Below are 24,146 nucleotides of genomic sequence, written 5' to 3'. Positions count from 1 at the left end.
TGCCGCCAGTCTGCCACCGTCTGTCTGACCAAGACTCCGACATGCGCCGAGCGCGGGGCCGGAACGCTGATGGGGCGACTGGTCGCACTTCCCGACCCGCGTGGCCGTCGAGGCCGGCGGCACTCCCTGCTCAGTGTGCTGGGGGAGGGGTTACCCGTCGGGAGAACCGTTGTATCTTCGATAGTGGAGACTGCCACGATCTAAGGAGTCGGCTCATGGTGCGCAGCGGTAACGCCGAGCAGCACGGGGCGTCCCCCCGGAAGGACTTCCTCATCGCCGAGCGGCCCGGCTACCTGCTGCACAAGGCGGGGCTGGTGCTGGTGGAGGACGTGGAGAAGGCGCTGGCCGGGGTCGGTATGCGCATCCGCGACTTCTTCGTGCTGGCCGCCCTGGCGGGTGGGCCCGAGCTCTCGCAGCAGGACCTGAGCCGGCTGCTCAACCTCGATCCGACCACGGTCGTGACGGTGATCGACGAGATGGAACGCAACGGGCATGTCGAGCGCCGGCGCAATCCGGCCGACCGGCGGCGCTACAACCTGATCCTCACGGACTCCGGCCGTGCGGCGCTCGCGACGGCGGACCGGGTGGCCACGGAGGTCGAGTCGGCGTTCTTCGGCGCACTCGCGGAGGACGAGCGCGACGCGCTGCGCAGGATGCTCGGCGTCCTGATGGCGGGCCGCTGGCCCGCCTCCGTCTGTTCCGACTGACGCCCGCTTCCCACCGAGAAGCCCGCGGTGCCGTGTCAACGGCGCCGCGGGCTTCTGTCGTTCCCGGCGGCTGTCGCTCCGGGTGACCGTGCTCCGGCGAAGGGCAGGCCGCCGGTCCGGCCGACCCGCCGGCCGCTACCGAACGTCACGAACGTTGACGTGTTGCTTTCCGATCATCTAGATTTCTATTATCTAAAGATCCCGTCGATTGGAAGGTTCTCGCATGTCCGCAGAACGCGCTCCGTCGCCCACTAGGTGGTGGACACTCGGGATCGTCGCGTTGGGCTCGTTCATGCTGATGCTCGATCTGAGCGTGGTCTCCATCGCGCTCCCGCAGATCCACCGGTCCCTGGGCGGCAGCTTCGCCGACCTGCAGTGGGTGTTCGACGCCTACGCCCTGACGCTGGCGATCTTCCTGGTGGCGGCGGGCTCGCTCGCCGACCGGATCGGCCGCAAGAAGGTCTTCCAGGTCGGCTTCGCCATCTTCACCGTCGCCTCGCTGGCCTGCGGTCTGGCCGACGGATCCGGGCAGTTGAGCTGGTTCCGCGCCATCCAGGGTGTCGGCGCCGCCATCATGTTCGCGGTCGGTCCGGCGATGCTCAGTCACGAGTTCCACGGCAAGGAGAGGGCGACCGCCTTCACCGCGTTCGGCGCCGCCGTCGGTCTCGCCGTCGCCACCGGCCCGCTCATCGGCGGCTCGCTGATCAACGCGCTGTCCTGGCGCTGGATCTTCTACATCAACGTGCCGGTCGGTGCGCTCGCCCTCCTCGTCGGTGCGCTGCGCGTGCGTGAGTCGCTCAACAAACGGGCCCACCCCACCGACTGGACCGGTCTCGCCACCTTCAGCATCGCGCTCGGGGCACTGGTCTTCGCCACCATCCGCGGGCCCGTGGAGGGCTGGACCAGCGGCACCACGCTCGGTCTGTACGCGGCCAGCGCGCTCTTCCTGGTGCTCTTCGTGGTCATCGAGCGCCGGCTGGGCGAGCGGGCCCTGATCGACCTCGCGTTCTTCCGCAGCCCCACCTTCGTGGGCATCTCCCTCGTCGCCATGATCGGCAACGCCGGAGCCCTTCCGTCGGTGTTCTTCGAGACCAGCTACCTGGAGAACATGCTGCACGTGGACGCCTGGGGCACGGGCCTGCGGTTCCTGCCGCTGACCGGCGCGATGTTCGTCGCCGGCGCGCTCGGCGGCGGGCTCATCGGCAAGGTCCCCTTCCGGGTGCTGCTGGGCGGCTCGACCGCGGTCATGGCCGTCGGCATCCTGTTCCTGAACCTCACCGAGGCCGATTCGTCCTGGACCGTGCTCGTCCCGGCGCTGGTCATCTCCGGCTTCGGCATGGGCGCCTTCAACCCGGCCAGGGCGGCGCTGGCCATCGGCGTCACGGAACCGGCCAGGGCCGGTGTCGCCTCCGGCATCAACGAGACCTTCCAGCAGGTCGGCATCGCGGTCGGTATCGCCGGCGTCGGCGCGTACTTCCAGCACGGCGTGGTCGACGACTTCACCTCCTCCGCGGTCGGCAGGCAGATGGGGAACGGCGCCGCCGAGGAGGCCGCGCACGGCATCAGCGCCGGCTCTCTCGACGCCGTCGCCAAGGCTTCGGGCCCCCTGCACGACAAGGTGCTGACCACCGGGCAGGACGCGTTCATGAGCGCCTTCCACGGCGCCATGACCCTGAGCGCGATCCTCGGATTCATCGCCGCGGTCATCGGCTTCACGATGCTGCGTACGAAGGATCTGCACGCCAGCGCGTTGTCGACCATTCCGCCGGACGTCGACGCGGACGGCGAAGCGCGGTCCGACGGTTTGCCGGACGTCGCGGTGGGCGCGTCGGCCTGACGCCACCGTCCTTCCGGAACCCCGCCACTGTGATCTCTTCCCCCGCGCCACCGGGGCGGCTCACCGCTGTCCTGACCCGCACCCCTGACGTGCGGGTCAGTGGCCGTCCCGGTCGTGGGACGAGACAGGGATCGTCTCCTTGCGGAAGTAGGACGGGCGGAACGCGCTGTACAGGAGCATCAGGACCGCTCCGAGCAGAAGGGCGCCGACGCCGGTGACGAAGACGCCGCCGAATTGCCAGTGCGGCGGGAACGGCAGGGTCCACGAGGTGCTGCCGTAGTCGGCGGCGGCGTACACGAAGCAGGCGTTGACGAAGAAGTAGAGGAGCATCAGGCCGCCCAGGCCCGGCATGATCCCGCGCGTCCAGAGGTCGTGGGGGCTGCGCGTGAGGACCTTGCGGTAGTACCAGACGCAGGCGAAGCCCGTGAGCCCGTAGTAGAAGGCGATCATCAGGCCGACCGAGCCGATGGAGTCGGCCAGCACGTTCTCGCTCGCCCTGGTCAGCAGGACGTAGAAGACGATCGAGGCGATGCCCATGCCCACGGTCGACCAGGTCGGGGTCAGGAACCGGGGGTGGATGCGGGCGAAGCGCTGCGGGATGGCCTTGAACGCGGCCATGGACAGCGTGGTGCGGGCGGTCGGCAGGATGGTCGTCTGCGTGGAGGCCGCCGCCGAGGTCAGGACCATCACGATCAGGAGCTTGGTGGCGACCGTGCCCCAGCCCCCGGTGCCGAAGACCTCGGCGCCGAGACTGGAGAGGACGTCTCCGGAGTTGTCCGGGTTGCCCAGGCCGATGCCTTGCTCGCCGACCCCCGCGAAGGCCTGCGCGGACGTGGTGACCATGAGGTAGACGAGCAGCAGGATGACGGTCGACATGACGGCCGCGCGGCCGGGAGTGCGGTCGCGGTCGACGGTCTCCTCGTTCACGGACACCGCGGTGTCCCAGCCCCAGTAGATGAACACTCCGGCGAGGATGCTCTTGGTCAGGTCGTCGAACGAGTTGATCTCGAAGGGGTTGAACCACGACCACGAGATCTCCGAGGAGACGTCCGGCGCCGTGCCGCCGTACACCTTGACCAGCGCGGTCACCGCCAGCAGACACAGCACCACGATCTCGATGCTGAGCAGCGCCTTCTGGAGGTTGGCCGAGAGCTCGATGCCGATGTAGCAGACCAGGGTCATGACGGCGATCCACAGCACGCCGACGAAGGTCACCCAGAACGTGTCCTGCGCCAGCCCGTCCGCGCCCACGAGCTGGAAGCCGTACGCGCCGGCGATCTGGGCCAGGTTGGCCATCACGATGATGTCGGCCGCGACGATGCCCCAGCCGCCCAGCCAGCCGGTACGGGGGCCGAAGGCCCTGGCCGCCCAGGTGAACGTGGTGCCGCAGTCGGGATCGGCCCGGTTCAGCTCCTTGTAGCCGTAGGCGATCAGGAACATCGGGACGAAGGCGAGGACGATCACGATCGGCGACTGGAAGCCCACGATGCCGACGATGATGCCGAGGGTCGCCGCGAGGCTGTAGGCGGGGGCCGTGGAGGCCAGCCCGATCACCGTGCTGGAGAACAGGCCCAGGGCGCCGCCCTTGAGACCCTTGTCCGTGGCCCCGGGGCCCAGCGGTGGCAGTGGCGTGGGCGGCGGGACGGATGGTGAGCTCATGACGCCCTCCGGAACCTGGTGGCGCCCGCCCGCCGAGGTGGACCGGGCGCACGCTGTCCCCGGCCCGGGGAGCCTCGCGCATCCCGGGGATCACCGGGGACGTCCGGGAGACCGGGCCGCTCCCACCAGCATGAACCCGCTCGCCGACAACCGGTAGTCGAGCCGCGTCCGGGGCGGCTGTCACACCTTCGCGCTCCCGCGCGTCGGACGGGACGGAGAACCCGCTGCCGGCGATGGAGGAGTTCCGGGCGGGCCTGAGGAACCGGATGGCCGGCCCGCCCGTCGTCGAGCACCTCGACGTCAGGGCGCGTACACGGGTCGGCCGGGCGGTGTCATCCTGCGGGGATGACGGGATCCAGCGCGGCGGGCGGCGGGTACTCGGGTACCCCGTTGGCCCGGAAGATCGGCATCAAGGCGGGGTACCGGGTACGGCTCGTCCACGGCCCGCGGGACTGGGAGATTCCCGGGCTGCCCGAGGACTGCGAGGTCGGGGAGAGCGGCCCGGAGGGGGCGGACGTCACCGTCGCCTTCTTCCGGGAGCGCGCCCGGCTCGCGGCACAGGCGGCCGGACTGGTTGCCGGCCTGTCCGACGAGGCCATGCTGTGGATCGCCCGGCCCCGCCGCGCGGCCGGGCACCGCAGCGACATCACGGAGAACGATCTGCGGGACCTCTTCCTGCCCCTCGGTGTCGTCGACGTGAAGGTGGCGGCCCTGGGGGAGGACTGGTCGGGGCTGAAATTCGTCCGTCGCAAGGAGAACAGGCGCCCCTGAACACGGACGTATGCGCCTAGATCAGGATGTACGCGCGGCGGACCTCACGGCGTACGTGAGGGGTCGTCCCGGTGAACGACTAGCATCGCGGCACAGTTGTCGGCCGGGATGGGGTGGGTGTCGTGTCGCAGGCGGAGGAGGGGCCACGGATCGCCGTTGCCGTGGTGACCATGGGCAACCGGCCCGTCGAGGTCGACGCGCTGCTCACCTCCGTGGCCAAGCAGGACGTGGCCCCCACCCGGATCGTGATCGTCGGCAACGGCTGCCCGCTGCCGGAGTTCGCCGAACGTCTCGGCCTGCCGGGCGAGGTGACCACGGTCGAACTGGACGACAACCTCGGCTGCCCCGGTGGCCGGAACGTGGGCCTGAGCCGGCTCCGTGAGTTCGGGGACGTGGACGTGGTCGTCGAACTCGACGACGACGGTCTCCTGGTGGACGGCGACGTGCTGCGCAAGGTGCGCGATCTGTACGCCGCCCGGCCGCGGCTCGGCATAGTCGGCTTCCGCATCGCCGACGAGCACGGGGAGACGCAGCGCCGCCATGTGCCGAGGGTCGGGGCCAAGGACCCCATGCGCGGGGGGCCGGTCACCGGCTTCCTCGGGGGCGGTCACGCGCTGTCCATGCCGATGCTCGCCGAGACGGGGGACTGGCCCGCCGAGTTCTTCTTCGCGCACGAGGAGACCGACCTCGCCTGGCGGGCGATCGACGCCGGCTGGACCGTGCTGTACGAGCCCGGACTGCTCCTCCAGCACCCCAAGACCTCGCCCGCCCGGCACGCCATCTACTACCGGGTGACCGCCCGCAACCGGGTCTGGCTCACCCGCCGCCGCCTGCCCCTGGCGCTGATCCCCGTGCACCTGGGGATCTGGATCGTGCTCACGCTCCTGCGGACGCGGTCGGCCGGCGGGCTGAGGGCCTGGTTCGGCGGATTCGCGGAAGGGCTGCGGCGTTCCGGCGGAGAGCGGCGCCCGATGCGGTGGCGGACGGTCTGGCGGCTCACCCGTCTCGGTCGTCCGCCGGTCATCTGAACCCTGCTCGCCGGTCCCGTACGCCGGTCCTGTGCGGGATTCCTCCACGGGAATCCTGCCGGGGGTGCGGTACGAGGGTTCTTGTGCGGGTTCCGTGCGGGGGTTCGGTACGGGATTCCGTACGGAACCCGCACGGGAATTTCATACGGACGGAGGCCCCGGTCGATCACCTCGACGACCGGGGCCTCTCACGTCCCCGGATCCGGCCGCGGCGGCGACACTCCCCCGAGTTACGCGTAGTACGCGCGCACCGTCGGGCCAGATCCGATGAAATGATCAAATCAGCCTGCGCCAACGGATCGCTAACATGAGGCCAACGGTTCCCTCGGGAACGATCACTTGATCGGCGTGAACTCGTCCTGGGAGGGCGTGAAACCGCCGTGGTGCGCGGCCGGCGCGGCCGGGCGGAGAGGCGATGGGGCGGCGTGATGCGGAACGGGCTGCGGTTCGGGCTGCTGGGGCCGCCGGTCCTGTACGGCGCCGAAGGCGAGATCGGCTCGATCGGCAGCCGGAAGATGCGTGTCCTGCTGGCCGCGCTGCTCCTCGAACCGGGCCGGGTCGTCTCCGTCGACGTGCTCAGGGACGCGCTGTGGGGCGGGGCCCCACCCGTCTCCGCCCAGGCGTCCCTCCAGAACCACGTGACCCGGCTGCGCCGTCTCCTCGATGATCCGGAACGCCTGCGCGCGGTACCGCCGGGATACGTCCTGCGGGTCGGCGAGGGCGAGTTGGACGTCCGCGTCTTCGAGCGGCACGCCACCGTCGCGCGCGACGCGTACGCCGAGCGTGACTGGGAGCGGGCGCTGCGCGAGTCCACCGCCGCACTCGCGCTGTGGCGTGACACCCCGCTCAGCGGCCTGCCGCCCGAGACCGGCGGGCACGCCTTCGTCCAGCGGCTGGAGGAAGCCCGGCTGCTCGTCCTGGAGTGGGGGTACGAGGCGGAGCTGCGCCTCGACCCGGCGGCCTCCCGGCTCGACCGGCTGGCACCGGAACTGGCCGCCCGCACGGCCGAGCATCCGCTCCGCGAGTCGTTCCACCGGCTTCTCATGCTCGTGCTGCACCGCACCGGACGCCAGGCCGAGGCCCTCGCCGTCCACCGCGACCTGCGGGCCCGCCTGCTCGACGAACTCGGCATCGAGCCGGGACCGGCCGTGCGCAGGGCCCACCTGGAGATCCTGCGGGACAACGACCGGGTCCCCGGTGACGTCCACGCCGACGACGCGACCTCGGGCGGGTCTGACGCCGGAGACCGCGCCACGGGCGGGAGCGGACCCCGGGGCGGTGCGGGGCGCGGGGGCGGCGACCGGGGTCGGGACGAGGGCCGGGAGAGGGACGGCGACCAGGGGCGGTACGACGGCCGTGACCAGGGCCGGGACCGGAGCGCGGACGGCAACGGTGACCGGACTCGGAGCAGGGTCGGCGACGGGGGCGGCCATTGGGCCTGGAGCGGCGACGGCGACAGCGACGGGGACAGGGACGGTGATCGGGCTCGGAACAGCGACGGCGACGGTGACGGGACCGTGGCCGCCGACAGGGACAGGGGCAGGGACAGGGGCAGCGACGGGGACACCGGCCGGAGCGTCGGCCGCGAGGACGACGGTGGCCGGGGCGGGAATGTCGGCCGGGTCGGCGGTGATGGTGACCAGGGCGGGAACGGTGGCGGCGACGGCGACGGGGGCCGGTTCGGGAACGGTGGCCAGGTCGGTGGCCGGAACGGAAGTGTCGGCCTGCACGGCGATGGCGTCGGTGGCCGGGACGGGAACGCCGACCGCGACGGTGAAGGTGGCGGGGACCGCGACGGTGACGGTGGCGGGGACGTGGACGCTGGCGCGGCCGAGTCCGCGGCCGAGTCCGCCCGGGTCGAACAGGGCATCACCTCGCCTCCCCGTCCCGCCCAACTCCCGCCGCCCCCGGCACACTTCACCGGACGCGAGGACGTCCGCGACCGGCTGCTCCAGATCCTGGACCCGGAACACTCCGTGCGTCTCACGCACCCGGAGGACCCGGCACACCCGGACTGCGGGCCCACCGCGAGAGCATCCGCAGGTGCGTCCGCCCGTGCATCCGCCCGTGTGTTCATGGCGCCCGGATTCGGTGCCACGCCGATCGCCGGGGCGCCCGGCCCGGCGATCGGCGGGACAGCCGGTGGGGCAGTGGGCCGGGCGCCCGCCGGGGTGAACTCCGGTCGGGCAAACGGCGATACGCGGGGCGCGGCGTACGGCCGCCCCTTCGGCGGTGACCCCGTCACCGGGCTGCCCCGTGTCGTGGTGATCAGCGGAATGGCGGGCGTCGGCAAGAGCGCGCTCGCGCTGCATGTCGCGCACGGACTGCGGGAACGTTTCGCCGACGGCCAGCTGTACGTCAACCTGCACGGCGCCACCCCCGGCATGACCCCGCTCACCGCCGGTCAGGCGCTCGCCGCGCTCCTGCGCGACCTGGGGGCGGAACCCCGGCGCATCCCCGAACACCCCGACGCGGCCGCGGCGTTGCTCCGGTCGATGCTCGCGCCCACCCGCACCCTGATGGTGCTGGACGACGCGGCGCACGCCGCCCAGGTGCGGCCGTTGCTGCCGGCCGGCGCGGGCTGCGCGGTGATCGTGACGAGCCGCTCGCCGCTCACCGCGCTGGACGGCGCCGACCGTTTCCCGCTCGCGCCGCTGACGGACGAGGACAGCGCGGCCCTGCTCCGCGCGGTCTCCGGCCGCCGGGACGGACTCGACGGAGGTCATCCCCTCGTCGAACTCACCGGTCGGCTGCCGCTCGCCCTGCGCGTCGTCGCGGCCCGTCTCGCCGCCCGCCGCGCGCTGACCCCCGACGTTCTCGCCGGTCAACTGGCCGCTACGGAAGGCCGGTTGCATCATCTGGAGTACGACGACCTGAGCGTGCGCCGCTCGCTCGCCGTCGCGCACGACGCGCTGCGCGCCTCCGAACGCGAGGCCGACCGGGACGCGGCGCTCGCCCTGTGCCGTATCGGCGCGCTCGACCTGCCCGCCTACGGAGCCGCCCTCGTCGCCCGCCTCACCGGCACCGACGAACGTCGCGCCGAGGCCGCGCTCGACCGCCTCGTCGATGTCGCCCTCCTGGAGGAGACCGCGTACGGGCGGTACGCGCCGCACGATCTCGTACGGGATTTCGCCCGGGAGATCGCGGGCGCGGCGGAGTGCGTCCTCACGACAGCGACAGCGACAGCAGCGGCAGCGCTTGCGTCGACAGCGGCCGTGGGTGCGGGTGTCGGTGCGAGTGTCGGCGCGGGCCTCGCGGCTACCGGGGCCGCTCCCGGAGGTGCGGCCGTCGCCGTCCGGGGCGGAGAGTTCGCCGCCGGTTCCGGTGGTGACGGTCCGGCCTTCCCGGGCGGTCACGGCGGTGCCGTACCTCCCGGTCATGACGCGGTCGTCGCCGAGCGTGCCCTGCGCTGGTACGCCGGTGTCGCCGCCCGCTCGCTGGAGGCGATCCTCGAACCCGGTCTCGACAGGGAGGACCGCGGCAGGCCGACCCCCTCGCAGCCGTCCGGGCACGCGGCGGACGTGGCGGCCACGCCCCCGTTCCGCTCCGGGCGGGAGGCCTTCGCCTGGGGCGACACGGAGCTGGCGAACGTGGTCGCGCTCGCGGAGCGGCACGCGCACGGCTCGCCGTACTTCCCCCTGCTGGCCCGCTTGCTCAACCCGTACGTCCAACGCAGTGGCCGCGTCGCCGAGCTGGAGGTCCTTCAGCGGGCCGCGCTCGCGGCGGCGCGTCTGCTCGGCGACGAGGCCGCCGAGGCGTACGCGCTCGGCGACCTCGGGGGCCTGCACTTCATGACGGGCCGGGTGGGCGAGGCCCTCACCCTGAACGACGAGGCGCTCGCGATCTGGAGCCGCCTCGGGGTGCGCTCCTGTCAGCGGCGGGCGCTGAACAACCGGGGCATGCTCCTGGAATCCCTCGGCCGTCATGCCGAGTCCGGCGAGGCTCTGCTGCGAAGCCTCGAGTTCTCGCGGGAGTTGGGCGACCCGCACATGGAGGCCATCACCTACAGCCACCTCGGCAACCTGTACGAGCACACCGATCCACGGGCCGCCATCGACCACCACAAGCGCAGCCTGGCCATCGGCGACGCCGTACAGGACGTGATCATCCGGCACTCGGCGCACTGCAACATCGGCTACGCCCACCTCACGCTCGGCGAACCGGCCGCCGCCGTACCGCACTTCGAGGAGAGCCTGCGCATCCTGGGCGGCCACGGCGACTGGCACGGCGAGTCACAGACCAGGCTCGGCCTGGTGCGGGCCCTGCGCGGTGTCGGTCAGTGGGAACGGGCCGCGCGCGAGTGCGATCTGCTGCGCTGCCGCGCCGACCGCCGTGCCGACCGGTACACCGGAGGCCTCGCCCGTCACCAGGCGGGCCTGCTGCTGCGGGAACGCGGCGACGCCGAAGCGGCCTACCGGGAGTGGACGTCGGCCTTGGAGGCCCTGGAGGAGACGGACAGCCCGGTGACCGGCGAACTGCGGGAGCTGCTGGCACGGCAGACCACCCGGTGACGGGCGGACCCGACGGTGAAGCGCGGGCGGACCGACGGTGAAGGCGGCGGGCCGACCGACGGTGAAGGCGGCCTGCGTCTCAGACCGCCCGGTGGCGGGCCGACCGCGTCATTTCGCGTCCGCGTAGCACCGTACGACCGCCGTCGTGAAGGGAAAGCGCACCGGTGTCTGCCCGAACGTGAGGCGTCCCGCGACTTCGGCCGCGTCGCGGATGGCGGCCACCACGGTGTCGGCCTCCTCGGCGGGGCAGTGCACGATCACCTCGTCGTGCTGGAAGAAGACCAGCTCGGCGGCGAGCCCGGAGCAGGTGCGGCGCAGTGCCGCCAGCACCAGCAGGGCCCAGTCGGCGGCACTGCCCTGCACGACGAAGTTGCGCGCGAACCGTCCGCGGGCGCGGGAGTCGGAGGACGCGTAACCCGGTACCCAGCCCTGGTCGACGATGGTGTCGACGGGATCGTCCTGCGGGATGCCCGCCTCCTCCCCGCTGCCGTCGCCCGTCCCGGCCGCCGGAGGACAGGTCCGCCCCAGCCAGGTCCGCACCAGGCGCCCCTCCTCGCCCGCGCGGGCCGCGTCGTCGACGTACGCGACCGCCTTGGGGAAACGGCGGCGGAGGAGGGCGAGGTTCTTCAGGCCGTCGCCGGAGGTCTGGCCGTAGACGGCGCCGAGCACGGCGAGTTTGGCCTGCGCCCGGTCGCCGGAGAACGCGCGGTCCGACACCGCCTGGTAGAGGTCGCTCTCCCGGCCCGCGACCTCCATCAGGCCGGGGTCGCGGGAGATGGCCGCGAGGATGCGTGGCTCCATCTGGTCGGCGTCGGCGACGACCAGCCGCCAGCCGGGGTCGGCGACGACGGCACGCCGGATCACCTTGGGGATCTGGAGCGCGCCCCCGCCGTTGGTCACCCAGCGTCCGGTGACCGTCCCGCCCGGCAGGTACTCGGGCCTGAACCGTCCGTCGCGCACCCAGTCCTGGAGCCAGGACCAGCCGTGGGCGACCCAGATCCGGTACAGCTTCTTGTACTCGATCAGCGGTTTCACGGCCGGATGGTCGATCGACTCGATCTCCCACCGCCGGGTGGACTTGACCTTGATGCCGGCCTGCGCGAACGCCTTGACGACGTCGGCCGGCAGGTCGGGTCTGACCCGCCTTCCGAACGCGGCGGACACTTCGTCGGTGAGCTCGGCGAGGCGCCGGGGCTCACCGCCTCCGGTGTACCGCTCGCCGAGCAGTTCGTGCAGCACGTCCCGGTGGACGTCCGCGCTCCACGGCAGCCCCGACTGGTTCATCTCGGCGGCGACCAGCATTCCCGCGGACTCGGAGGCCGTCAGCAGTCGCATGCGGTCCGGGTGAGCGGTCGCGCCATGGCGACGCTGCTGGTCGGCGTAGACCGTGAGGAGATCCGCCAGCGGCACGTGCACCGGGCGGGGTTCGAAGAGGGAGGACTGCGAACCGGGCTCGGCGGAACGCTGCGGCGGGTCGGGCGGCACGGGGCCGCCGCGCAGTCTCGCCAGCGCGGCGGCCGCCGACCGGGGCTCGCCGAGCCGCCCCTCGTGTCCGAGCAGCAGGGTCTCGGAGGCCTCCATGTCGTAACACCGCTCCACTCGCACCCCCGTGGCGAGCAGTCGCGGATAGACATCGGCCGTCGACCGCCACACCCACCGGCTCACGTCCGGCCGGGCCCGTACGGCCTCCGCGAGGTCCGCCTCCCGGCGGACCTCCCCCGCGGGCAGCCCGTCCGGGCCGAGGGCGGCGATCTCGACGCCACCGTCCTCGGCCGGCGCGAGAGCCCAGCGCTCGGTCATGCCTCCGAGTCTCGCAGGGGGGTCTGACAATGCCGTCCGGCCACGCGGACCTCCCGGTCCTTCGGGCGTCCTTCGGGCGTCCTTCGGGCGCCGCTACGGCCGCTCCTCGGACCGGACCTCCGTCTTCGCCTGCGCTTCCTTCTGTTCCAGGAGCTCCACGAGCTCCGTGAGCATGCGCCCGACGTGCGCTTCGGTCGCCGCCTTGTCGACGCCCGCGCCGCTGAGAACGCCCTCGCCGTTCTCGAACTCCAGCAGGGCGAGCAGGATGTGCTCGGTGCCGACGTAGTTGTGGCCGAGGCGGAGGGCCTCGCGGAACGTGAGTTCCAGGACCTTCTTGGCGGCCGGTCCGTACGGGACCAGTTCGGGGACCTCGTCGGCGGCCGGCGGGAGCGCGGCGACGGCCGCCTCGCGGACGGCGTCCAGGGAGACTCCCTGCGCGGTGATCGCCCGTGCGCCGAGCGCGTCGGGCTCGCTGAGCAGGCCGAGGACGAGGTGCTCGGGCAGTCCCTCGGTGCCGCCGAGGGCCTTGCACTCGTTGTGCGCGACCATGACCACCTTGCGGGCCCGCTCGGTGTAGCGGCCGAACCCCTGGCTGGGGTCGAGGTCCGCCTCCGCCTTCGGCACGAACCGCTTCTGCGCGGCCTGCCGGGTGACGCCCATGCTCCTGCCGATGTCCGTCCAGGACGCCCCCGAACGCCGGGCCTGGTCCACGAAGTGCCCGATCAGATGGTCGGCCACGTCGCCCAGGTGATCCGCCGCGATCACCGCGTCCTGGAGCTGGTCGAGCGCGTCGCTGTGCACCTTCTTGATGGCCTCGATGAGGTCGTCGAGACGCACGGATGCCTTGCCTGGTGAGTTCGTCGTCATGTGTCAACGTTAGGTTGACAGTGCGGGAGTGTCAACCCGGAGTTGACACCTTGCGCGGTGTTGACGCTCCTGCGTGGTGCGGAACGTCCGCGTGGCATCGGCGGGGAGTCCGGGGAGTCCTCGGAGGGGGAGCGTGGACGGGTGTCCGCCGCTCCGATTCCGGCGGGCGGCACGTTGTCCACAGGGTGTGGACGAGTCGGCGGCCACGGTGCCGGGGCGTACGTCGGCCCTCGGTCCGCCCGTGACACGATCGGGGGATGAGTACGTCCAGCACCGTGGAGCGCGCCTTCGCGGCCGCCCTCTACGCCGACACCGACACCTCGCTCGACACCGGAGCCTCCGCGCTCGCCGCCGATCCGGCCTGCGACGCCGAACTAGCCCGCCGCGGTGCCGAGTTCGTCGCGGCGGCCTGGCGGCGCGGCTGGCAGCCCGCCGATGTCGTACGGATCGTGCGGCGCGACCTGGACGACGTGCACGTACGCCTGCTGATCTCCCTGGTGCTCGAGGAGAGGGAGGGCGACCGCGCGCCCCGGGGTGCGCGCTGGGCGGCCCAGCTCGACGAGCTGGAGGCCGAACCCCACGACCTCCGGGCCGACCGTTTCTCGCGCGCCACCGCGACCCTGGAGCTCTACCGTCTGCTCCTGCGCCTGCCCTCCATCGAGCCGCTGGACCCTCCCAGGGCGCCGGTCACGGCCTCCGCCCCGCAGGAGACCCGCATGCTCACCCGCATCCGCGCCCTGCTGGCGAAGGCGGAGGCGACCGGGTTCCCGGAGGAGGCGGAGGCGCTCAGTGCCAAGGCGCAGGAGCTGATGGCACGGCACAGCATCGACGAGGCCCTGCTCGCGGCGCGGACCCACGCGAAGGACACGCCCGGTGCCTGCCGCATCGGTGTCGAGCCGCCGTACGAGACGGCCAAGGCCGTGCTCCTGGACGCGGTCGCGGGGGCGAACCGCTGCCGGGCCGTGTGGAACGACGCCCTCTGCTTCTCGACCGTCGTCGGCTTCGAACCCGATCTGGAAGCGGTCGAGCTCCTCTACACCTCGCTCCTCGTGCAGGCCACGGCGGCGATGGCGAAGGCGGAGGCGGCGCAGCGGGCGGGCGGCCGCAAACGCACGAAGACCTTCCGGCAGTCCTTCCTGGCCGCGTACGCGCACCGGATCGGCGACCGGCTCGCGTCGGTCGCCGAGGAACAGGTGACCGCCACGGAGGGGGAACTGCTGCCGGTCCTGGCGGCCCGTGACGTGGCGGTCACGGACCACCTGGACCAGATGTTCCCGGAAACCGTGACAACCAGGATGCGCGGGGTCACCGACGAGGCCGGATGGCACGAGGGTGCCGCGGCGGCGGACCGGGCCCAGGTCCGGGGCAGGCGCCCGCTGCCGTAGGGCGAGCCACGGCCACTGGAGGGGCGCCGGCTGCCGTAGGACGGGCGCCAGCTGCCGTAGGACGGGCGCCCCGGCCGTCGCCGGGGCGCCCGCTGCCGCGGGGCCCCACGGCCACAGCCCCGGGCAGGGGGCTCGCTCGTCAGTCGCCCGCGTGCTGGAACGGCGTCACGGAGGCGTTCGGCTCGGTCGCCGATCCCTTTCCGGCCACCGGACCGAACGACCACGGGTAGCTCTGCGTGGTGTCGGCGCCGGGCAGGCTGATCTTCAGCGTCTTCGCGGCGAGGGTCTTCGCGTCGCCCTCCGCGCCGCGCACGTAGGTGATGGTGAAGGACGCGGTGTCGTCCTTGGCGAGGGTGAGCTCCTGCGGCGCCGCGGACTCGTCCGCCGCGATCTCCGCGGAGGTGCCGCCCGCCTCCACAGTGAGTCCGGGGAAGCCCTTCAGGGTGCACCGGGCGCCCTTGTTGGTCAGGGTGACCGGGATGTTGCCCGTGTCCCCGGCGGCCGTCGCGGGGTTCGCGGGACCGACCTGGATTCCGGCGTCACCGATCACACAGGCCGCGACGGCGGCCTTCTTCGCCGAGCCGGACGTGTCACCGGACTTCCCGGAACCGCTGGAGCTGCCGGAGCCGCCGCCGTCGCAGGAGGTCAGAGCGAGGGCCGCCGCGAGGACGGTGACGGCGATGGGCAGAGCGCGCATGGGTTCCCCTGGGAGTCGTGACGATGTGCATGGATCATCACGCACGGAGGTCCGCCGAGGTTGCGCACCCCTCCCCGTTCACCCGCACGGGACCGGTATCGCCCGATATTGATCGCGGACTTTCCCGCTGTGCCGGAATGGGTCGGCGCGATCCCGTGGGGTGCGCGGTCGGGCGATCAGGAGCCCAGGCCGGCCGTGGGCAGACCCGTGGGCAGCTTTCCGCCCTCGCTCCTGGTGTACGTCTCCTTGCCGAGGTCGCCCTCCCAGGTGACCGTCAGAGTCGTACCGCTGACGGAGTCGACCATGCCGACGGCGCGCTTCTTGCTGCCGTCCGTGCAGGTCAGGCGGATCATCTGCATGCTCGCCTCGTCGGACGACGTTCCGCTGCACACGGTGCCGCCGGTCGCGAAGAGGCCCGCCTGCTTGCCGTTGACCATGAGCACCACGGCCTTGCCGTCCGCGGTGGTGAGCCAGCTCCCCTGGAGTTTGCCGCCCGCCGCGGACGTGGCACCGGAGCCGCCGCCCGTCCCGGCGCCGTCCGTCGTCGCGGACGTGCTCGGGCTCGCCGACGGCTCCCCGGAGTCGTCGCCCCCGCCGCTGCAACCGGTCAGCACGAGCGCCGCCGCCAGTCCCGCGGTCGCGGCCGCGGTACGCGCGTGGCGGGACGGGAAGGTCGCCGTAGTCACTGAAGCCCCCAAGGGTGGGATGGATGCGGGTCGCCCGAACGGTCGCAGCAAGCTATCAGGAGGACCTGGGGACCCCCTCAGGGAATCCGGCGTGCGGTTGCTCACGGGCGTGTGCCGGGGACGGGGACGAGAGGACGTCAAGAACGCCATAGGTAGGAGATTCCCTACGGTTGACGCGTAGGGAATCTCCTACCTATGCTGCGGACCATGAACATCACTCACGCCTCCTTCGTCACCCTTCCCGTCACCGACCAGGACCGGGCCCTTCGCTTCTATCGGGACGTCCTCGGATTCGAGGTCACCGCCGACCTGGACATGCCGCCCGGCCGGTGGCTCCAGGTGGCGCCGAAGGGGGCGCAGACCGTCTTCACGCTCTCGGGTCCGGGAATGGGGGATTTCACGCCCGGGGAGACCCGGGGGATCATGTTGGTGACGACCGATGTCGACGCCGACTGCGCGCGACTCGCCGCCGCCGGTGTCGCGGTGGAGGGTCCCGACGACCTTCCCTGGGGCCGCATGGCCTCGTTCCGGGACCCTGACGGCAACGGTCTGATGCTGGTCACGGAAAAGGCCCTGGAGTCGGCCTCGGAGTAGGGACGGAAGGTGCTGAGCGCGCCATGACGGGGATCGGGGCCGGACCGGGGGACGCAGTCGGAGTGCGTGCCGGAACGGGAGCCTCCGCCGGAGCCGGAGCTCCCGCCGGAGCCGCTGTTGCCGCCGCGACTCCCGCCGGAGTCGGATCTTCGGCCGAGGCCGGACCTTCAGCCCCGGCGGGATCTTCAGCCGCGGCCGAGGTCAGGGCCGGATCTTCGACCGGCTCCGGAGCCGGCTCCGGCTCCGGCTCCGCCGCCGGTGTCGCCGTCGACGCTCCCGCGGCCCGCGAGGACCAGCTCTTCGCGGCGCTCGCCAACTCCACCCGCCGTGAGGTGCTCCGGCTGCTGCGTGAACAGGGGCCCCAGCCCGTTCAGGCGCTGGCCGACCACTTCGCCATGCGGCGCCCCAGCCTCTCGGAACACCTCAAGGTGCTCCGGGAGGCCGGGCTCGTGTCCGAGGAGCGCGCGGGCCGGCAGCGCATCTACCGCCTGGAGGCCGCCCCGCTCGCCGACGTCCAGGACTGGCTCCATCCGTACGAGCGGTTCTGGCGCGACAGGCTGAAGGGCCTCGGCGACCTCCTGGACCGCATGCCCGACGATGCCGAGACATGATGAACCCCGATCCGCAGGACGCGAACCCTGACCCGCAGGACGTGAACCCCGACGTGGAGGGCGTGAACCCCGACCCGGAGAGCGCGAACCCCGACGTGGAGGGCGTGAACCCCGGTGCGCGGGGTCCGGTCCCCGCCGACGACGACCTGACGACCATCCGCGTCGCCCAGTTCCTGCCGCATCCGCCCGCCAAGGTCTGGCGGGCGCTCACCGAGCCCGAACTGCTCGCGCAGTGGCAGATGCCGGGGTCCGAGAACTTCCGCCTCGAAGTCGGTCACCGGTACACGCTGACCGCCGTCCCGCGCCCCAACACGAACTTCTCCGGCACCGTTGACGTGCGCGTCCTCGCCTACGAGCCGCAGCGGATGCTGAGCGTCCGCTGGGCCGACGCGGACGCGCGGCGACCGGCGGACTGGACCATTACCTGGACGTTGGAACAGGAAGGGCGCGGTACGCGTCTCTTCCTAGTACACGAGGGATTCGATCCGGACGATCCCGCACAGATGATGGCGCGGAAGATCATGGACGGGGGCTGGAGATCGCATGTGATGCGATCTCTGGGGAATGCGCTGGACAGGATGTAGGCCCGTACCGCACTCCGGTGAGGTGCAGGCCGTAGTCGGTCGAACGACAGCCGGTAGTCAAGGGCCGGTAAAAGCTGTAACCGCAGGACCACCCCGCGTGCACGTGCATCTGCCCATGCATCTGCACATGAACAGAGCTATGATCCGAGTCAGTTGACTACTGCATCTATGGCCACCTCAGCCACTGCACGACCGGGGAGCGACCTGTGGACCACGACGTGTTCGACGTGGATGACGTGTACGACGGTATGGCTGAATTCGTGTACAACGGCATGGCTGCGACCGAGCTTGACGGCGTCGCCTGGCAGAAGAGCAGGCACAGCAACTCACAGGGTTCCTGCGTGGAGTTCGCGCGGCTGCCCGGCGGTGACGTGGCCGTGCGGAACTCGCGGTTCCCCGAGGGGCCCGCGCTCGTCTACACACGCGCCGAGATCGAAGCCATGCTCCTGGGCATCAAGGACGGCGAGTTCGACCACCTGATCGCGGGCTGACCGCAGTGATCGCGAGCTGTCCCGAACCGGCCGGTCACGGGAGGGTGGCCACGGTACGGATGACGTAAACCGAGGGTGAAGTTCACTCAGCGTTCCGTAACGCGCGTAGAACCGCGGCGCCAAAAGGCGCCGCGGTCGTTATTCGGAGTTGAGCGCGGCCGTCCCCGGCTGTGCTCCCAGCCGGAACAGCGCCCAGACGACCTTGCCGCTGAGCGTTCCGGCGAGCGGGTGCCAGCCCCAGCTGTCCGAGAACGAGTCGACCAGGAAGAGGCCGCGCCCCGACTCCGCCGCGAAGTCGTCCGAGTCGCCGGCGACCGGACTCTCGTGGCTGGGATCGCGCACCGCGCACACCAGTCGCGAGGTCCACCTCATCAAGTGCAGCCGTACGGGCGGCCCTTGGTCGTCCGTACGAGGGGTGTCCGCGGGCAGCGCGTGCCGCAGGGCGTTGGTGACGAGTTCGGAGACCACCAGGCAGACGTCGTCGAAACGGTCGCCGATCTCCCACTGTTCCAGCGTTCCGCGGGTGAACTGCCGGGCCTCGCGCACCGCTTCGTAGCGGGCGGGCAAGGCGCACGAAGCGGCGCCGGACACGGCCGCGGGATCGAGAGGCGGAAGTCCCTGCCGTAAGGGTTCGAGCATGGTCGATCCATTCGTCCCCATGCGAGGCACTCCCGGGTGTTCGCGGTCGATGCGATGCAGCGGTGGCGCGGGGACCATGGTTCCGAATGCGTACAGCAGATGCAAGGGCAGATGCACGTGCACGCGCCCGAATTGGACCTTCCTCTGCTACTTCTTGCTCATTTCTTCCTTCACCTTATTCTCAGTTGTCGACGCTTCACTGATCCTTTCCTGTGCGTCAGCTTTGGCTGCTTTCCGTTTCCGTAACTGAACGAGTACTGCTTGAAGTGTTTTAGTGGCAGACTTCGGCGTCTGGAAGACGGTTGGGGAGGCTGACGAACGTGAGCGCTGGTGAGTCGAGCGGCTCGGTGGTGCGGCGCATGCTGCTGGGGTCACATCTGCGGCGCCTGCGTGAGGCGCGTGGCATCACCCGTGAAGCGGCCGGCTACTCGATCCGTGCCTCCGAATCGAAGATCAGCCGTATGGAGTTGGGAAGGGTGAGCTTCAAGACCCGCGATGTCGAGGATCTGCTGACGCTCTACGGCATCACCGACGAGGCCGAGCGCAAGTCCCTGGTCTCGCTCGCCAAGGAGGCCAACGTCGCGGGCTGGTGGCACAGTTACTCCGACGTCCTGCCCAGCTGGTTCCCCACCTACGTCGGCCTGGAGGGCGCGGCCCACCTGATCCGGGTGTACGAGGTGCAGTTCGTGCACGGACTGCTCCAGACCGAGGCGTACGCCCATGCCGTCGTCCGGCGCGGGATGAAGGGCGCCTCCGCCGCCGACGTCGACCGGCGGGTGGCCCTGCGCCTGGAGCGGCAGAAGTACCTCGTCTCCGAGAACGCCCCCGAGTTCCACATCGTCCTCGACGAGGCCGCGCTGCGCCGCCCGTACGGCGACCGCGAGGTGATGCGCGGACAGCTCCAGCACCTGATCGAGGTATCCGAGCGGCCCAACGTGCGGCTTCAGGTCATGCCGTTCAGCTTCGGCGGGCACTCCGGCGAGAGCGGCGCCTTCACCATCCTGAGCTTCCCCGAGTCCGATCTGTCGGACGTCGTCTATCTGGAGCAGCTCACCAGCGCGCTCTATCTGGACAAGCGCGAGGACGTCAACCAGTACGAGGGCGCGCTCAAGCAGCTCCAGCAGGACAGCCCCGGGCCGGACGAGAGCCGCGATCTGCTGCGAGGACTGCTCCAGCTCTCCTGAGAGCGGCCCCGGACTTCCCTGGTATCCCTCAACTCCCTTGAAACACAAGTACGATGACATGTGATCAGACCGTGATCGGATGTCTGCTGACCCGGGCCAAGGACTGCCTCGGCAGCACAGGGATTGAGGGAGCACATGTCGTCCTACTTCACCGACCTGGCCCAGCAGTACATCGACGGCGAGTGGCGCCCGGGAACGGGCTCCTGGGACATCATCGATTTCAACCCGTACGACGGCGAGAAGCTGGCATCGATCACGATAGCCACGGTCGACGAGGTCGATGACGCCTACCGCGCCGCCGAGCGCGCCCAGAAGAAGTGGGGCGCGACGAACGCGTACGCGCGCCGCGCGGTCTTCGAGAAGGCGCTCGCCGTCATCGACGAGCGCGAGGAAGAGATCACCGAGGTGATCATCGCCGAGCTCGGCGGCACCCGCCTCAAGGCGGCCTTCGAGCTGCACCTCGTCCGGGAGTTCCTGCGCGAGTCGGTCCAGCTCGCGCTGCGTCCCGAGGGGAAGATCATCCCCTCGCCGGTCGACGGCAAGGAGAACCGCCTCTACCGCGTCCCGGTCGGTGTCGTCGGCGTCATCAGCCCTTTCAACTTCCCCTTCCTGCTGTCGGTCAAGTCCGTCGCCCCCGCCCTCGCGCTCGGCAACGGCGTGGTCCTGAAGCCGCACCAGAACACCCCGATCGCCGGCGGTTCCCTGGTCGCGAAGATCTTCGAGGAGGCGGGCCTGCCCGGCGGTCTCCTCAACGTCGTCATCACCGACATCGCCGAGATCGGCGACGCCTTCATCGAGCACCCGGTGCCGAAGGTCATCTCCTTCACCGGCTCCGACAAGGTCGGCCGGCACGTCGCCACGGTCTGCGCCGCGAACTTCAAGCGCTCGGTGCTCGAACTGGGCGGCAACAGCGCCCTGGTGGTCCTGGAGGACGCGGACATCGACTACGCGGTCGACGCGGCGGTCTTCAGCCGTTTCGTCCACCAGGGGCAGGTCTGCATGGCCGCCAACCGCGTCCTGGTGGACCGGTCGATCGAGGCCGAGTTCACCGAGAAGTTCGTCGCCAAGGTCAAGAAGCTGAAGACCGGCGACCCCAGGGACCCGCAGACGGTCATCGGCCCGGTCATCAACTCCTCCCAGGCGGACGCGCTGTCGGGCGTCGTCGAGCAGGCGATCACCGAGGGCGCCACCGCCCTGCTGCACGGCACCACCACGGACAACCTGGTCGAACCCTCCGTCCTGACCGGCGTCCCCGCCTACTCGGACCTGCTCCGCCAGGAGGTCTTCGGCCCGGTCGTCTTCCTGGTCCCGTTCGACGGGGAGGAGGAGGCGGTCCGGATCGTCAACGACACCCCGTACGGCCTCTCGGGCGCCGTCCACACGGCCGACATCGAGCGCGGCGTGAACTTCGCCAAGCAGATCGACACCGGCATGTTCCACGTCAACGACGGCACCGTCCACGACGAGCCCCTCGTCCCCTTCGGTGGTGAGAAGCACTCCGGCATCGGCCGCCTGAACGGCGAGACGACGGTCGACTCCTTCACCACGACGAAGTGGATCTCGGTGCAGCACGGGCGGAGCCGCTTCCCCTTCTGAGCCGCCTTCGCGTGATCGTCCAGCGCGCCCGGACCCTTGCGGACAGAAACTGACCGCAAGGGTCCGTAGCGTCATCGGTGTCATCCGGAAGGACCCGATGAAAGGCGGCCGGTCATGGTCACGCATGTGCGAGCGGAAGAACGGGGCGACGAGTGCGGGGCACTGCTCGCCTTCATCGAGGAACAGCGCGGCGGTATCCGCCGGTCGTTGCTCGGGCTGACCGAGGAACAGGCGGCGAGCAGGCCGAGCGCGAGTGAACTCTCCCTCTCCGGGCTGCTCAAGCATGTCGCCGAGGTCGAGCAGGGCTGGATCGCGCGGGCCAAGGGCGAGCCGCCCGCCGTGCGGCGGGACGAGTCGAACTGGCACGAGTGCTTCGTCCTCACCGACGGCGAGACGGTCGCCTCGCAGCTCGCCCACTGGGAGAAGGTCGCCGCCGAGACGGAGGCCTTCCTGCTCTCGGTGCCGAGCCTCGACGACACCTTCGCGCTTCCGCCCGACCCCTGGTTCCCGCCCGAGGGCCGTGTCTCGATGCGCTGGGTGGCCCTCCATCTGATCCGCGAGACGGCCCGGCACGCCGGGCACGCCGACATCATCCGCGAATCCCTGGACGGCAAGACGGCCTTCGAACTGGTGGCGATGGAACAGGGCTCCTCCGGGGGCTGACCGGGGCACCCCTAGGCTGGCCGGTATGTCAGCGATCCGTCTCCTCGTGCTCGGCGCGGTCCGCCAGCACGGGCGGGCCCACGGCTATCAGGTGCGCAACGACCTGGAGTGCTGGGCGCGCACGAGTGGTCCAACGCCAAGCCCGGCTCGATCTACCACGCCCTCAAGGCCCTGCTCGTGGTCTTCTTCCCGCTGGCGGTACGGCGGTTCGCCCGCCTGAGCCGCTGACGAAGCACCACAGGGGCGTGGTCGCCCAGGATTCCGGTGGGTGTGCTCCGGGTGTCCGGGGCTGGGTGCTCCGGCCCCGGGGAAGGCCCGGCCCGAGGCTCCTGCCCCCGGGGCGACCCGGTGCCTCGTCGGGGCCGGCTGCCTGGAGGGGGAGCCGGGCGGGCCCTCAGTGGTGGAAACTCGTCTCCGCCCCCTTGTCCCGGGTCAGCGGATGGGGCTGCCGGCGCAGTTCGGGCAGCAGTCGCGTCAGGTCCTCGATGAAGAGTTCGGCGAGGTCGGAGGTGAAGCCGTTGCGGCACACCACGCGCAGCACGGACAGGTCCTCGCGGTTCTCGGGGAAGGTGTACGCGGGCACCAGCCAGCCGCTCTCGCGCATTCTCCGGGACACGTCGAAGACGTCGTACGCCGTCACCTCGGGCGCCGTCGTGAAGGCGAACACCGGCAGTTCGTCCCCGCGGGTGATGAGCCGGAAGTCGCCCAGGCAGTCCACGCGTTCGGCGAGGGCGCGGGCCACGTCCCTGGTCGTCTGCTGCACGGCCCGGTAGCCGGCCCGGCCCAGCCGCAGGAACGTGTAGTACTGCGCGACGACCTGCGCTCCGGGGCGGGAGAAGTTGAGCGCGAAGGTCGGCATGTCGCCGCCCAGGTAGTTCACCCGGAAGACCAGTTCCTCCGGCAGCTCGGCAGCCGTCCGCCACAGCGCCCAACCGACACCCGGGTAGACCAGGCCGTACTTGTGCCCCGAGGTGTTGATCGACGACACCCTGGGCAGCCGGAAGTCCCAGATCAGGTCCTCGTCGATGAACGGCGCGACCATCGCCCCGGACGCGCCGTCGACGTGGACCGGGATGTCGAGGCCCGTGCGCTCCTGGAGCCGGTCCAGCGCCGCGCACAGTTCCTCGATCGGTTCGTACGACCCGTCGAAGGTGGAGCCCAGGATGCCGACCACCCCGATCGTGTTCTCGTCGCACAGCTCCGCCGCCGCCTCGGGGTCGAGATGGAACCGATCGCCCTCCATGGGGATCTGACGGGCCTCGACCTCCCAGAAGTTGCAGAACTTCTCCCAGCACACCTGGACGTTCACGCCCATGATCAGGTTGGGCCGCGCGCCCGGGTAGCGGTCCGCGTTGCGCTGCGCCCAGCGCCGCTTCAGCGCCATGCCGGCGAGCATGCACGCCTCGCTCGACCCGGTCGTGGAACAGCCCACCGCGGCCGCGGGATCCGGCGCGTTCCACAGGTCGGCGAGCATCGCCACGCACCGCCGTTCCAGTTCGGCCGTACGGGGGTACTCGTCCTTGTCGATCATGTTCTTGTCCCGGCACTCCGCCATCAGGACCCCGGCCTGCGGTTCCATCCAGGTGGTGACGAAGGTGGCCAGGTTCAGCCGGGAGTTCCCGTCCAGCATGAGCTCGTCGTGGACGAGCTGGAGCGCGGTCGTGGGTGGCAGGGGGCCGTCCGGGAGGCGGTGCTTCGGCGGTGCCTCGATCATGCCGCTGACCGGATTGGCCTGTCCGTAGAAGGGGTTGACGGAGGCGGGGCGTTCATCGGGCTTCTGGCGGCCCTGGTGGAGCGGCATGGGCTTCTCCCAACGGTCGGCGGGACGGGGGTCCC

The 24,146-nt window shown here is 71.0% G+C and carries 19 protein-coding genes and 2 pseudogenes; 14 read left to right on the top strand and 7 right to left on the bottom strand.

Annotated features, from left to right (window positions below; genetic code table 11):
* Positions 1–215 precede the first annotated feature (215 nt).
* Positions 216–707, top strand: a complete 492-nt coding sequence (locus tag OG780_RS19240) for a MarR family winged helix-turn-helix transcriptional regulator (RefSeq protein ID WP_328449824.1) — start codon at positions 216–218, stop codon at positions 705–707.
* Between the two features lie 223 nt (positions 708–930).
* Positions 931–2,544: an MFS transporter gene (locus OG780_RS19235; RefSeq protein ID WP_328449823.1), complete on the top strand. Its 1,614-nt coding sequence runs from the start codon at positions 931–933 to the stop codon at positions 2,542–2,544.
* Positions 2,545–2,640: 96 nt separating this feature from the next.
* Here OG780_RS19235 and OG780_RS19230 read toward each other — a convergent pair whose 3' ends face one another.
* Complete coding sequence (locus OG780_RS19230) at positions 2,641–4,203, bottom strand: APC family permease (RefSeq protein ID WP_328449822.1); 1,563 nt, start codon at positions 4,201–4,203, stop codon at positions 2,641–2,643.
* A gap of 345 nt (positions 4,204–4,548) precedes the next feature.
* On the opposite strand from OG780_RS19230, the gene OG780_RS19225 reads away from it, so the two are divergent.
* The 3 genes from OG780_RS19225 to OG780_RS19215 all read left to right on the top strand — a co-directional run bounded on the left by OG780_RS19225 (position 4,549) and on the right by OG780_RS19215 (position 10,513).
* Positions 4,549–4,974 carry a DUF3052 domain-containing protein gene (locus tag OG780_RS19225; RefSeq protein WP_328449820.1) on the top strand — a complete coding sequence of 142 codons (426 nt, stop codon included), beginning with the start codon at positions 4,549–4,551 and terminating at the stop codon, positions 4,972–4,974.
* Between the two features lie 113 nt (positions 4,975–5,087).
* Positions 5,088–6,002, top strand: coding sequence for a glycosyltransferase family 2 protein (locus tag OG780_RS19220; protein ID WP_328449818.1), 915 nt, complete (start codon positions 5,088–5,090; stop codon positions 6,000–6,002).
* Between the two features lie 428 nt (positions 6,003–6,430).
* Complete coding sequence (locus tag OG780_RS19215; protein ID WP_328449816.1) at positions 6,431–10,513, top strand: AfsR/SARP family transcriptional regulator; 4,083 nt, start codon at positions 6,431–6,433, stop codon at positions 10,511–10,513.
* Between the two features lie 108 nt (positions 10,514–10,621).
* On the opposite strand, the gene OG780_RS19210 is transcribed toward OG780_RS19215, so the two are convergent.
* Both OG780_RS19210 and OG780_RS19205 read right to left on the bottom strand, forming a co-directional pair.
* Positions 10,622–12,313, bottom strand: a complete 1,692-nt coding sequence (locus tag OG780_RS19210; RefSeq protein ID WP_328449814.1) for a bifunctional 3'-5' exonuclease/DNA polymerase — start codon at positions 12,311–12,313, stop codon at positions 10,622–10,624.
* 93 nt (positions 12,314–12,406) lie between these two features.
* Positions 12,407–13,180 (bottom strand): Clp protease N-terminal domain-containing protein, encoded by a 774-nt coding sequence (locus tag OG780_RS19205; protein ID WP_328449812.1) that lies wholly within the window; start codon positions 13,178–13,180, stop codon positions 12,407–12,409.
* A gap of 257 nt (positions 13,181–13,437) precedes the next feature.
* On the opposite strand from OG780_RS19205, the gene OG780_RS19200 reads away from it, so the two are divergent.
* The gene (locus OG780_RS19200; protein WP_328449810.1) at positions 13,438–14,565 is read left to right on the top strand and encodes a DUF2786 domain-containing protein; all 1,128 of its coding nucleotides are present in this window, start codon (positions 13,438–13,440) and stop codon (positions 14,563–14,565) included.
* A gap of 139 nt (positions 14,566–14,704) precedes the next feature.
* Here the strand turns inward: OG780_RS19200 and OG780_RS19195 are convergent, their stop codons facing one another.
* Positions 14,705–15,262 (bottom strand): DUF4232 domain-containing protein, encoded by a 558-nt coding sequence (locus OG780_RS19195; protein ID WP_328449808.1) that lies wholly within the window; start codon positions 15,260–15,262, stop codon positions 14,705–14,707.
* A gap of 176 nt (positions 15,263–15,438) precedes the next feature.
* Positions 15,439–15,948: a hypothetical protein gene (locus OG780_RS19190; protein ID WP_328449806.1), complete on the bottom strand. Its 510-nt coding sequence runs from the start codon at positions 15,946–15,948 to the stop codon at positions 15,439–15,441.
* Positions 15,949–16,155: 207 nt separating this feature from the next.
* Here OG780_RS19190 and OG780_RS19185 point away from each other — a divergent pair, with 207 nt between their 5' ends.
* The 4 genes and pseudogenes from OG780_RS19185 to OG780_RS19170 all read left to right on the top strand — a co-directional run bounded on the left by OG780_RS19185 (position 16,156) and on the right by OG780_RS19170 (position 18,228).
* On the top strand, positions 16,156–16,542 hold the full coding sequence (locus tag OG780_RS19185) for a VOC family protein (RefSeq protein ID WP_328449804.1): 387 nt from the start codon (positions 16,156–16,158) through the stop codon (positions 16,540–16,542).
* Positions 16,543–16,823: 281 nt separating this feature from the next.
* Positions 16,824–17,153: pseudogene (locus OG780_RS19180) on the top strand (ArsR/SmtB family transcription factor); the annotation flags it as partial.
* Between the two features lie 104 nt (positions 17,154–17,257).
* The gene (locus OG780_RS19175; protein ID WP_328458242.1) at positions 17,258–17,737 is read left to right on the top strand and encodes an SRPBCC family protein; all 480 of its coding nucleotides are present in this window, start codon (positions 17,258–17,260) and stop codon (positions 17,735–17,737) included.
* Positions 17,738–17,943: 206 nt separating this feature from the next.
* Positions 17,944–18,228, top strand: a complete 285-nt coding sequence (locus OG780_RS19170) for a DUF397 domain-containing protein (RefSeq protein ID WP_037625978.1) — start codon at positions 17,944–17,946, stop codon at positions 18,226–18,228.
* Between the two features lie 138 nt (positions 18,229–18,366).
* On the opposite strand, the gene OG780_RS19165 is transcribed toward OG780_RS19170, so the two are convergent.
* Positions 18,367–18,888: an ATP-binding protein gene (locus tag OG780_RS19165; RefSeq protein ID WP_328449802.1), complete on the bottom strand. Its 522-nt coding sequence runs from the start codon at positions 18,886–18,888 to the stop codon at positions 18,367–18,369.
* Between the two features lie 338 nt (positions 18,889–19,226).
* Here OG780_RS19165 and OG780_RS19160 point away from each other — a divergent pair, with 338 nt between their 5' ends.
* From OG780_RS19160 to OG780_RS19145, 4 genes and pseudogenes are all read left to right on the top strand, one after another.
* On the top strand, positions 19,227–20,051 hold the full coding sequence (locus OG780_RS19160) for a helix-turn-helix domain-containing protein (protein ID WP_326790861.1): 825 nt from the start codon (positions 19,227–19,229) through the stop codon (positions 20,049–20,051).
* 135 nt (positions 20,052–20,186) lie between these two features.
* Positions 20,187–21,647, top strand: coding sequence for an aldehyde dehydrogenase family protein (locus tag OG780_RS19155; protein WP_328449799.1), 1,461 nt, complete (start codon positions 20,187–20,189; stop codon positions 21,645–21,647).
* A gap of 114 nt (positions 21,648–21,761) precedes the next feature.
* Complete coding sequence (locus OG780_RS19150; protein ID WP_328449797.1) at positions 21,762–22,310, top strand: DinB family protein; 549 nt, start codon at positions 21,762–21,764, stop codon at positions 22,308–22,310.
* Positions 22,311–22,335: 25 nt separating this feature from the next.
* Positions 22,336–22,484: pseudogene (locus OG780_RS19145) on the top strand (PadR family transcriptional regulator); the annotation flags it as partial.
* A gap of 220 nt (positions 22,485–22,704) precedes the next feature.
* Here the strand turns inward: OG780_RS19145 and OG780_RS19140 are convergent.
* On the bottom strand, positions 22,705–24,111 hold the full coding sequence (locus OG780_RS19140; RefSeq protein WP_328449795.1) for a glutamate decarboxylase: 1,407 nt from the start codon (positions 24,109–24,111) through the stop codon (positions 22,705–22,707).
* Between the last annotated feature and the right edge of the window lie 35 nt (positions 24,112–24,146).

It is taken from the genome of Streptomyces sp. NBC_00386, assembly GCF_036063235.1.
Lineage (GTDB): Bacteria > Actinomycetota > Actinomycetes > Streptomycetales > Streptomycetaceae > Streptomyces.
This window is presented reverse-complemented; position numbering and strand designations above follow the sequence as displayed.